This is a genomic window from Youngimonas ophiurae (nom. illeg.) (assembly GCF_049803795.1).
Classification (GTDB): domain Bacteria; phylum Pseudomonadota; class Alphaproteobacteria; order Rhodobacterales; family Rhodobacteraceae; genus Thalassobius.
The window spans coordinates 1-10,394 of record NZ_JBNAGJ010000016.1 but is presented as its reverse complement, the minus strand read 5'-3'; the positions used below and the strand labels follow the sequence as shown (position 1 = coordinate 10,394).

Annotated in this window: 10 protein-coding genes; 7 read left to right on the top strand and 3 right to left on the bottom strand. The window is 61.9% G+C overall.

The features are described 5' to 3' along the window. Positions 1-131: 131 nt before the first annotated feature. Together tuf and ACP15O_RS18665 are read right to left on the bottom strand one after the other, a co-directional pair. Positions 132-1,307 carry an elongation factor Tu gene (gene tuf, locus ACP15O_RS18670; protein WP_425093993.1) on the bottom strand — a complete coding sequence of 392 codons (1,176 nt, stop codon included), beginning with the start codon at positions 1,305-1,307 and terminating at the stop codon, positions 132-134. Between the two features lie 152 nt (positions 1,308-1,459). After that, entirely contained in the window at positions 1,460-2,056 is a 597-nt protein-coding gene (locus tag ACP15O_RS18665; protein ID WP_425097531.1) for a hypothetical protein, read from the bottom strand. A 118-nt stretch (positions 2,057-2,174) separates the two neighbouring features. Between ACP15O_RS18665 and ACP15O_RS18660 the strand changes: the two genes are divergently transcribed. After that, positions 2,175-3,536 (top strand): cytochrome P450, encoded by a 1,362-nt coding sequence (locus ACP15O_RS18660; RefSeq protein WP_425097530.1) that lies wholly within the window; start codon positions 2,175-2,177, stop codon positions 3,534-3,536. A 91-nt stretch (positions 3,537-3,627) separates the two neighbouring features. Here ACP15O_RS18660 and ACP15O_RS18655 read toward each other — a convergent pair whose 3' ends face one another. Further along, positions 3,628-5,970: a DNA topoisomerase IV subunit A gene (locus tag ACP15O_RS18655; RefSeq protein WP_425097528.1), complete on the bottom strand. Its 2,343-nt coding sequence runs from the start codon at positions 5,968-5,970 to the stop codon at positions 3,628-3,630. 231 nt (positions 5,971-6,201) lie between these two features. On the opposite strand from ACP15O_RS18655, the gene ACP15O_RS18650 reads away from it, so the two are divergent. From ACP15O_RS18650 to ACP15O_RS18625, 6 genes are all read left to right on the top strand, one after another. Then, a complete protein-coding gene (locus ACP15O_RS18650) occupies positions 6,202-6,726 on the top strand; it encodes an SH3 domain-containing protein (RefSeq protein ID WP_425097527.1) in 525 nt (174 codons plus the stop codon). A gap of 75 nt (positions 6,727-6,801) precedes the next feature. Then, positions 6,802-7,632, top strand: coding sequence for an SDR family NAD(P)-dependent oxidoreductase (locus tag ACP15O_RS18645; protein ID WP_425097526.1), 831 nt, complete (start codon positions 6,802-6,804; stop codon positions 7,630-7,632). Positions 7,633-7,710: 78 nt separating this feature from the next. Then, positions 7,711-7,911, top strand: a complete 201-nt coding sequence (locus tag ACP15O_RS18640; RefSeq protein ID WP_425097525.1) for a twin transmembrane helix small protein — start codon at positions 7,711-7,713, stop codon at positions 7,909-7,911. 2 nt (positions 7,912-7,913) lie between these two features. Beyond that, on the top strand, positions 7,914-8,492 hold the full coding sequence (locus ACP15O_RS18635; RefSeq protein ID WP_425097524.1) for a cob(I)yrinic acid a,c-diamide adenosyltransferase: 579 nt from the start codon (positions 7,914-7,916) through the stop codon (positions 8,490-8,492). 241 nt (positions 8,493-8,733) lie between these two features. Beyond that, positions 8,734-9,492, top strand: a complete 759-nt coding sequence (locus tag ACP15O_RS18630; protein WP_425097523.1) for an electron transfer flavoprotein subunit beta/FixA family protein — start codon at positions 8,734-8,736, stop codon at positions 9,490-9,492. After that, on the top strand, positions 9,492-10,394 hold a 903-nt coding region (locus tag ACP15O_RS18625; RefSeq protein ID WP_425097522.1), incomplete at its 3' end, for an FAD-binding protein. The genes ACP15O_RS18630 and ACP15O_RS18625, both read left to right, overlap by 1 nt.

The window sequence follows — 10,394 nt, the reverse complement described above, 5'->3', positions numbered from 1 at the left end:
TCAACCACTCACAGCAAAAGGGCCGCTTTGTTGAGCGGCCCTTTGTTGGTTTTTATCGGTCGGCTTTCGGCGGGGTTTCCGTTGGGAAATCGCCTGTCGCTAACGGGCGTTTTGCTTGCGCAAAGCCACCCTTACTCGATGATTTTGGACACAACGCCCGAACCGACGGTGCGGCCGCCTTCGCGGATGGCGAAGCGCAGGCCTTCTTCCATCGCGATCGGGGCGATCAGCTCGGCCGACAGTTTCAGGTTATCGCCGGGCATCACCATCTCGGTGCCCTCGGGCAGGATGCAGGTGCCGGTCACGTCCGTGGTACGGAAGTAGAACTGCGGACGGTAGTTCGCGAAGAACGGGGTGTGGCGGCCGCCCTCTTCCTTGGTCAGGATGTAGACCTCGGCTTCGAACTTGGTGTGCGGGTTCACCGAACCGGGGGCACACAGAACCTGGCCACGCTCGACCGACTCGCGGTCGATGCCGCGCAGCAGCGCGCCGATGTTGTCGCCCGCTTCGCCGCGGTCCAGCAGCTTGCGGAACATTTCAACGCCGGTACAGGTGGTTTTGGTGGTGTCCTTGATGCCGACGATTTCGATCTCGTCGCCAACGTTGATCACGCCACGCTCGACACGGCCGGTCACAACGGTACCACGACCCGAGATCGAGAACACGTCTTCGATCGGCATCAGGAAGGGCTGGTCGATCGCGCGCTCGGGCTCGGGGATGTAGGCATCCACGGCGGCCATCAGCTCTTTGATCTTCTCTTCACCGATTTCCGGGTTCTTGCCTTCCATTGCGGCCAGGGCCGAACCTGCGATGATCGGAATATCGTCGCCGGGGAAGTCGTATTCGGACAGCAGCTCGCGGACTTCCATTTCCACCAGCTCCAGCAGCTCTTCGTCGTCAACCTGGTCAACCTTGTTCAGGAACACGACCAGCGCAGGCACACCAACCTGACGCGCCAGCAGGATGTGCTCGCGGGTTTGGGGCATCGGGCCGTCGGCTGCGTTCACAACCAGGATACCGCCGTCCATCTGCGCCGCGCCGGTGATCATGTTCTTCACATAGTCAGCGTGGCCGGGGCAGTCGACGTGCGCGTAGTGGCGGGTCTCGGTCTCGTATTCCACGTGCGCCGTCGAGATCGTGATCCCGCGCGCTTTCTCTTCCGGCGCGCCATCAATCTGGTCATACGCTTTGAAGTCACCGAAATACTTGGTGATCGCCGCCGTCAGCGTCGTCTTACCGTGGTCAACGTGACCAATCGTGCCGATGTTAACGTGCGGTTTGCTACGTTCAAACTTTTCCTTTGCCATTCTATGGCGCCTCGCATTTGGGGGCCCCAATGGCCCGGTTTGATCTTCGGAGGCCGATTTATTGGTTTGGGAACCGGAAATCAAGCCTTGGATGCACCCAACGCGATGCAGTTATGCACCTATGTGGATCCCTGTTCAGCAGCAGCGGGGGCTCAGTCGGCCCTGGGTGCGGGATCGGCGTCTTGGCTGGCCGAATCTGTCGCGGTTTCCTGCCGCAGGAACCACCCTTCCTCCGAGTGTTTCTTGACCAGGAAATCCTGGATCTGCTTGGCCGCATTGCGCGACAGGCCCAGCATCTGCTCTTCCTTGCTTTGGGTCAGCCCCGACCCCAGGACCGATTTGGTTGAGAAGCTTTCCAGCACTGTGATCTGCTGGGGCTTTTCATTCAGCTTCTTGCCCTTGGCATCGTCCCAGACCGTCAGGTTGATGATCAGCACCGATTTAGGAGAGGCCACCACCGGAATTCCCGGCTGCGCCAGAACATAGCCCTCGACCGACACGCCGAAATGATACAGCTGCTGGCCGTCATAGCGGTCAAAGCGTTCGGCGATGGCTCCGGTCAGGCTGGCAATCCATTCGTCCGGCGTTGCCTCACGCGAGACCGGCCCTTTGACCATCTTCGGCGCCACGACGATGTTATGCTCCAGCTTGAACGCGCCCAGATCGGCGGGTGCCTGATCCAGATCGTTGGGGTTCGTGCAGGCGGCCAGCCCGATCAGCAAAGTCATAACGGCAAGGATACGGGTCATTTGCGGCTCCTGATCTGATCCATACCCCCGAGATAAAGCACCCCGCCGCGCCGCGCAATCGGCAGGGCAGATTGCCAGGCCGGTTTCGCCGCCTATACTTTCAACAACGGAGGCCGAAATGTCTGACACTGTTCCCCTGCCCGCCCGCGTTCCGCTGGTCACTCAGCCGCTTGGCCTGCTGGCCAGCCTGGCCGCCGCGCGCCGCAACATTCTGTCGATCATTCCCGACATCGCCACCAAACAACCGATGGTTTCAGGCAAAACCGGCGCGCGCTGGCATATGGTGATGGACCCGCAGGCCCTGCGCCGGATTTTGCTGGAAAGACTGGACGATTACCCCAAATCCAACGTCACAAAGAACCTGCTGCGCCCGGCGATCGGCGACTCGCTGTTCGTCGCCGAAGGCGCGCACTGGCGCTGGCAAAGACGCGCTGCGGCCCCGGTTTTTTCGCATCGCAACATCACGAATCTCAGCTCGATCATGACCGCCGCCGCCCTGCGTGCCTCGGATCGGATTGCCCAGGCGGGCAACAGGGCGGTCGATATGTATGACACCATGGTGCGCGCCACGTTCGAAGTGATCAGCGATGTCACCTTCTCGGGCGATGAAGGTTTCGATCGCAGCGCCGTGCACACCGCCATCGACAGCTATATCGCCGAGGCCGGCCGCGTCAGCCTGCTGGACATGTTCAGCGCCCCCGACTGGATCCCCCGCCCCAACCGCCTGTTCGCGGGCCGCGCCGTGAAACAGATGAAAAAAATGGCCGACCACGCCATCGAAAGCCGGAAAAACGCGCCCCCTTCGGGCATTCCCGATCTGCTCGATCTGCTGCTGGCTGGCGAAGACCCCGAAACCAAACGCCGCATGAACACAGCCGAGCTGCGCGACAACCTGCTGGCCTTTATCGTCGCCGGGCATGAAACAACCGCCCTGACCCTGGCCTGGGCGCTGTATCTGTGCGCCCATGATCCCGCCATCCAAAGCCGCGCCCGGCAAGAGGCCCAATCCGTGCTCTCTCCCGGCGCGCCGGCCACCGCCCAGGACGTGCCCGACCTGCCCTTTATTCGCATGATCATCGACGAGGCGCTCAGGCTCTATCCACCCGCCGCGCTTGTCTCGCGCACCGCGCAGAAACCGGACATCCTGGGCGGACGCACAATTCAACCCGGCGACACCGTCATCCTGCCCTTCTATGCGCTGCACAGAAACCACCTGCTCTGGGATGCCCCCGACGCCTTTCACCCGGACCGCTTCGCCGATCGCAAATCCATCGCACGGTTCACCTACCTCCCCTTCGGAGACGGCCCCCGCATCTGCATCGGCGCCAGCTTCGCCCTGCAAGAGGCCGTGATCATCCTGGCCACACTTCTGGCACAGTATCGCTTCACAGCCATTCCCGGCCGCGCCCCCAAGCCCGTCATGATCCTGACCCTGCGCCCCGAAGGCGGCGTCTGGCTTCAGGCCGAAAGGCTACCCTAGCCCGCGCACCGCCACGCCCCTCCGGCCCGCCCCGAGGAAGAGGCCAAAGGCCGATGACGAGACATCCAGCGCGCGCGACAGCGCGCCCCTTTTAGCTGAACTTGAAATCGCGCGGGAACCCATAGGGCGGCTTCTTGCCCACCCCGGCGCGCTTGCCCAGCCACTCGGTCAGGTCAGGCTCGTGGCGGGTCTTGCCCCCGCCCATCTCCCAGCTCAGCCCCTCGGCCCAGTTGAAAGTGGTAATATCGCTCAGGCCACCATCCAGCTCCAGCGTCCCCTGCCGGCCACGCGCCATATTGTACTTTTGCAGACGCACGCCCTTGCCTCGCGCCATCTCGGGCAGTTCCGAGGCCGCGAAGACCAGGAATTTCCCGTTCTGACTGACAATCGCCACGTGATCCCCGACAATCGGCCGCACCAGCTGTGCCCGCGCCTCCTTGCCGACATTCAGCACCTGTTTGCCGGTCCGGGTCTGCGCCAGGATCTCATCTTCGCTGACAGCAAACCCATTGCCCTCGGACGAGGCCACCAGCAGCTTCTGCCCAGGTTTGTGGATGAACAGATCGACGATCTCGGCCTCGTTCGGCAGATCCACCATCAGGCGCAGCGGTTCTCCCATGCCGCGCCCGCCCGGCAGATTGCTGGCCTGCACCGTATAGAACCGCCCGGTCGACGCAAAAATCAGCAGCTTATCCGTGGTCTCTGCATGGAAAATGAACCGAGGCCCATCCCCATCCTTGAATTTCAGCTCGCGGGTCAGGTCAATATGGCCCGTCATCGCGCGGATCCAGCCCATTTGCGAACAGACCACCGTGATCGGTTCACGCTCGATCATCGCCTCCAGCGGAACCTCTTCGGCCTCGGTGGCTTCGGCGAACTGGCTCAGGCGGCTGCCGCGTTCGTAATCCTTGCCGAATTTCTTGCGGGTCTCGCGCAGTTCTTCGGCGATGCGGCCCCATTGCAGCCCCTCGTCGGCCAGCAGATCCTCAAGGTTCGCGCGTTCGGCCATCAGGGCATCGCGTTCCTTGACCAGCTCGATCTCTTCCAGCCGGCGCAGGCTGCGCAGGCGCATGTTCAGGATCGCTTCGGCCTGGACCTCGGACAGCTCCCCCTCGCCGCCACTGGGCAAGGGCGAGTGATAATCGGTCTCGGACGTGGCGCGGGCATGTTTCAGCCCCCAGTTTTCCGCCATCAGCGCGGCCTTGGGGTCGTCATCGTACCGGATGATGTCGATCACCCGGTCCAGATTCAGAAAGGCAATGATGAAACCTTCCAGCACTTCCAGACGGTGATCAATCTTATCCAGCCGGTGACGCGAGCGCCGTTGCAGCACGTCACGGCGGTGATCCAGAAACGCGCGCAGCACTTCCTTGAGCGAGCAGACCTTGGGCGTCACCCCATCAATCAGCACGTTCATGTTCAGGCTGAACCGGACCTCAAGATCGGTATTGCGGAACAGCGCGCCCATCAGCAGCTGAGGGTCCACGTTTTTGGATTTGGGTTCCAGAATCAAGCGGATGTCATCGGCGGATTCGTCACGTACATCGGCCAGAATCGGCACTTTCTTGGTCTGGATGACCTCGGCCAGTTTCTCGATCAGCTTGGATTTCTGCACCTGATAGGGGATTTCCGTGACGACGATCTGCCATTGGCCACGGCCCAGATCCTCGACCTCCCATTTGCAGCGCAGGCGGAAGCTGCCGCGCCCGGTACGGTACGCCTTGGCGATGTTTTCCTGCGGCTCGACGATCACACCGCCGGTGGGAAAATCGGGGCCCGGCACATATTGCAGCAACGTGTCATCGCGCGCATCGGGGGACTTGATCAGATGCAGGCAGGCGTTGCACAGCTCTTCGATATTATGAGGCGGGATGTTCGTTGCCATCCCCACCGCAATCCCCGCGGCCCCATTGGCCAGCAGGTTGGGAAAGGCGGCGGGCAGCACCACGGGCTCGGTCAGGGTGCCATCGTAGTTTTCGCGAAAATCGACGGCGTTTTCGTTCAGCCCCTCCAGCAGAGCCTCGGCGGCGGCGGTCATCCGGGCCTCGGTGTATCGGCTGGCGGCCGGGTTATCCCCGTCGATATTGCCGAAATTCCCCTGCCCGTCCACCAGCGGATAGCGCACGGCGAAATCCTGCGCCAGACGCGCCATCGCATCATAGATCGCGGCATCGCCATGCGGGTGATAGTTGCCCATCACGTCGCCGCTGATTTTCGCGGATTTACGGAATCCCCCGCCCGAGGTGAGTCGCAGCTCGCGCATGGCAAAAAGGATTCGCCGGTGCACAGGTTTTAATCCGTCCCGCGCATCGGGCAGCGCCCGGTGCATAATCGTGCTTAGCGCGTAGGTCAGGTAACGGTCACCAATGGCCCGACGCAAAGGCTCGGCCAGCTCAGTGGGGTTCATGTTGGGGTCATCCAGCAGATCGCTCATAAATGCTGTGTACCGCCCAAAATCTAACGCGGCAAGTCACAGGCCCAAATCGCCTGAAACAATTCTCATAGGTTGCACCCGCGTCGCTAAATCGCCCTGTGCGTTGAAGAATTCCGTACAGTGTTTTGATGTCCGGGGAACAGTTTTACGGGTTTCCCCATAAGCTTTGCGGGGCTTGCATGTTATACTGGCCTCAATTCGTTAATGCGTTTGTGTAAAGGGGGACGCGCAATGCTGCGCTATATACTGCTGACTTTCGTGTTTCTGGGCTGGGCTTTTTACGAAGCCAGCGGCGGCACTGAATTCACTGCCGACCTGCAAGCAAAGAAAGAACTGGCCGCTGCCAAGGCCGCTCAGGACGCCGCTGAAAAAGCCGAGGCCGCAGCCCTGGCGCAGCGCGAAATCGAGGTGCCCGCCGCGATGGTCACCCGCGCGGCTTTTGATCCGGCCGAGGTTACGCCCCCCGCGCAATCCGACGCACAGCCCGCCGCAACACCGGATCCAGAAGCGAAAGACGACCCTGAAATCGCCACGATCGACGAAACTCCGGCCCCGGACATCCGCAAGGTGGCCGGGTCGCGGGTGAACATGCGCATGGGGCCGGCGACCAGCTATAATATCGTGCTGCGCCTGACCCGCGGCACACGTGTTCAGGTACTGCAAGAGCCGGGCAACGGCTGGGTCAAGCTGCGCGTCGAAGAGAATGGCCGCGTCGGCTGGATGGCCTCGCGTCTGCTGACCAAGGTGCCCAGCTAAGCCCCTGCGGCCCCGCATTGCAACCCGCCCCAATTTCCCCTAGCCCTGTGACAACGGGCAAAGGGCGACACGCAAATGACGAAATCCATCCTGATCACCGGCTGTTCCTCGGGTATCGGCTATGACGCGGCACACGGGCTGAAACGGGCCGGCTGGCGCGTCTTTGCCACCTGCCGGCAGCAACAGGATGTCGAACGCCTGCGCGCCGAAGGGCTAGAAAGCATCCGCCTGGACTATGCCGACGAAACCAGCCTCCAAGAGACCCTGGACTGGGTGTTGCAGCAAACCGGCGGCACGCTGGATGCGCTGTATAACAACGGGGCCTTCGCCTGCCCCGGCGCGGCCGAGGATCTGCCACGCGATGCCCTGCGCGAGATTTTCGAGGTCAACCTGTTTGGCTATCACGATCTGACCCGCCGCGTGATCCCGGTGATGCGCGCGCAGGGACATGGGCATATCATCAATTGCAGCTCGGTTCTGGGGCTGGTGGTGGCCCCCTGGCGCGCCGCCTATAACACCACGAAATTCGCGCTCGAAGGGCTGACCGACACCCTGCGCATCGAAATGCGCGACACCAATATCCAGATCGTCCTGCTGGAACCGGGCCCGGTGACCTCGGACATCCGCGCCAATTCGGTTCCGCATTTCGAGAAATGGATCGATTGGGAAAATTCGTCCCGCGCGGAACAATATCGCGCCAACCTGATCCCCCGGCTTTACGCCAAAAAAGAGGGCAAAGACCCGTTCGAGCTGCCCGCCTCGGCCGTCACCGCCAAATTGCTGAAAATCCTGAACACGCCCAATCCGCGCCCGCGCTACTATGTGACGACGGCCACCTATATCATGGGCACGCTGCGCCGCATTCTGCCCGCGCGCGCGCTGGACGCGATTCTGGCCCGCGGCTGATACGCGACAAATCGCGGGTTCGCTTTTGCCTCCGCACGGACTACATCAGGGCCAACCTAACGAAAGGACCAGCCTGTCATGAAGGACGATCCCCTTTTCTATGTCGTCGCCATCGCCTGCCTGGCCGTCGTCGTCATCCTGATGACCGGCATCGGAGGCTTCGCCAAGGGCGGCGATTTCAACAGGAAACACGCGAACAAGATCATGCGGATGCGGATCGTGGCGCAATTCATTGCCGTCGTTCTGATCCTGCTGTTCGTCTGGCTAAGGAGAGGCTGACAATGGTTGTCCTGAATAAGATTTACACCCGCACCGGCGACAAGGGCGACACCGCCCTGGGCAATGGCGACCGCGTGGCCAAGAACTCGGCCCGCGTGAATGCCTATGGCACCGTGGATGAAACCAATGCCACTCTGGGGTTGGCGCGCCTGCACGCAGATGGCGATCTGGATGCCGCCCTGGCCCGCATTCAGAACGATCTGTTCGATCTGGGCGCCGATCTGTGCCGCCCCGACATGGAAAAAGACGCCGAGGCCGAATACCCGCCCCTGCGTATGGCCGATGCTCAGGTGGACCGGCTGGAGGCCGAGATCGACGCGATGAATCAGGCTCTGTCGCCGCTGCGCAGCTTTATCCTGCCCGGAGGCTCGGCCCTGGCGGCGCATCTGCACCTGTCGCGCACCGTATCGCGCCGGGCCGAACGCCTGGCCGTCGAGCTGGCGCGCCTGGAGGCCGTGAACCCCGCTGCGGTTCGCTATCTGAACCGGCTTAGCGACTGGCTGTTCGTGGCCGCGCGTGTCGCCAATGACAACGGCGAATCGGATGTTCTGTGGGTGCCCGGCGCCAATCGTCAGGCTTAACCGTCAAACCGTCCGACGATCCGGGCGAACTTCCTTTCCCCAAGGGAAATTCCTCTGGACTTCCGTTATTTCACATGCGAACCAACTGGCAGAGAAGGCCATTTTCGAAGAAACGCGACGTCGAATAGACAAGACGTGACGATTTTGACCTGTTTCATGGGCGCGCAAGATTATATCAACGCGCTGAGCATTTCTGAGGGAGTCGTTTCGCGCCCCTCATCATTGAAGGGAGACCACACATATGAAGGTACTCGTACCGGTCAAGCGTGTGATTGACTACAACGTAAAGGTTCGCGTTAAGGCGGATGGCGGCGGAGTTGATCTTGCGAATGTAAAGATGTCGATGAACCCGTTCGACGAGATCGCGGTTGAAGAGGCGATCCGGCTGAAAGAAGCGGGCAAGGCGGACGAGATCGTCGTTGTGTCGATCGGGGTGAAACAGGCGCAGGAAACGCTGCGGACGGCTCTGGCGATGGGGGCGGACCGTGCGATTTTGGTTGTTGCGGCGGATGACGTTCACACGGATATCGAACCTCTGGCCGTTGCCAAGATTCTGAAGGCCGTGATCGACGAAGAGGCCCCCGGCCTGGTCATTGCGGGCAAGCAGGCGATCGACAACGACATGAACGCGACCGGCCAGATGCTGGCGGCGCTTTTGGGGTGGGGTCAGGCGACCTTTGCCTCTGAGGTTGGGATTGACGGCGATACGGCCGTTGTCACCCGCGAGGTGGACGGCGGTCTGCAAACGATCAGCGTGAAGCTGCCGGCGATCGTGACCGCCGATCTGCGCCTGAACGAGCCGCGCTACGCCAGCCTGCCCAACATCATGAAGGCCAAGAAGAAGCCGCTGGACGAGAAAACGGCCGCCGATTACGGCGTCGATACCGCCCCGCGTCTTGAGATCGTGAAAACTGCGGAACCTGCGGCCCGTCAGGCCGGAGAGATTGTCGGCTCGGTCGATGATCTGGTTGCGAAGCTGAAAGAAAAGGGGGTCGTGTAATGGCTGTTCTTCTCCTTGCGGAAATCTCGGGTGGGGCGCTGGCGCTGGACGCCACCGCCAAAGCTGTCACTGCCGCCACCGCCCTGGGCGATGTGACGGTTCTGGTGGCCGGGCCTGCGGGCGCGGCCGAAGAGGCCGCCACCATCGCAGGTGTGGCCAAGGTTCTGGTTGCCGATGACGCGGCCTACGCCAACGGCCTGGCCGAGCCCGTGGCCGACCTGCTGGTCAGCCTGGCAGGCAATTATGAACATATCGTTGCCCCGTCCACGGCCAGCGCAAAAAACATTCTGCCGCGGGTGGCCGCGCTGCTGGATGTGATGGTTTTGTCGGATGTGACGGCGATTGTGGACGGCGCCACGTTTGAACGCCCGGTCTATGCGGGCAACGCGGTTCAGACGGTAAAATCCAACGATTCCAAGAAGGTACTGACGGTTCGCACCTCGACTTTCGATGCGGCGGGCACTGGCGCGGCCGCCCCGGTTGAGGCAATCTCCGCCGCCGGCAACGCCGGGCTTAGCACCTGGGTCGAGGACAAGGTCGCCGAAAGCGACCGGCCGGAACTGACCTCGGCTGGCGTTGTCGTTTCGGGCGGCCGCGGTGTCGGCTCCGAGGAAAACTTCGCCCTGATCGAGGCCCTGGCCGACAAGCTGGGCGCCGCCGTCGGCGCCTCGCGCGCGGCGGTGGATTCGGGCTTTGCCCCGAACGACTGGCAAGTGGGCCAGACCGGCAAGGTCGTCGCGCCGGATCTGTATATCGCCGTCGGGATTTCCGGGGCAATTCAACACCTTGCGGGCATGAAAGACAGCAAAATCATCGTCGCCATCAACAAGGACGAAGAGGCCCCCATCTTCCAGGTCGCCGACTTCGGACTCGTCGCAGACCTCTTCGACGCATTGCCTGAA

Coding starts and splice junctions, on each gene's coding strand:
- tuf (WP_425093993.1), bottom strand. CDS start 1,307: ATGGCAAAGGAAAAGTTTGAACGTAGCAAACCGCACGTTAACATCGGC.
- ACP15O_RS18665 (WP_425097531.1), bottom strand. CDS start 2,056: ATGACCCGTATCCTTGCCGTTATGACTTTGCTGATCGGGCTGGCCGCC.
- ACP15O_RS18660 (WP_425097530.1), top strand. CDS start 2,175: ATGTCTGACACTGTTCCCCTGCCCGCCCGCGTTCCGCTGGTCACTCAG.
- ACP15O_RS18655 (WP_425097528.1), bottom strand. CDS start 5,970: ATGAGCGATCTGCTGGATGACCCCAACATGAACCCCACTGAGCTGGCC.
- ACP15O_RS18650 (WP_425097527.1), top strand. CDS start 6,202: ATGCTGCGCTATATACTGCTGACTTTCGTGTTTCTGGGCTGGGCTTTT.
- ACP15O_RS18645 (WP_425097526.1), top strand. CDS start 6,802: ATGACGAAATCCATCCTGATCACCGGCTGTTCCTCGGGTATCGGCTAT.
- ACP15O_RS18640 (WP_425097525.1), top strand. CDS start 7,711: ATGAAGGACGATCCCCTTTTCTATGTCGTCGCCATCGCCTGCCTGGCC.
- ACP15O_RS18635 (WP_425097524.1), top strand. CDS start 7,914: ATGGTTGTCCTGAATAAGATTTACACCCGCACCGGCGACAAGGGCGAC.
- ACP15O_RS18630 (WP_425097523.1), top strand. CDS start 8,734: ATGAAGGTACTCGTACCGGTCAAGCGTGTGATTGACTACAACGTAAAG.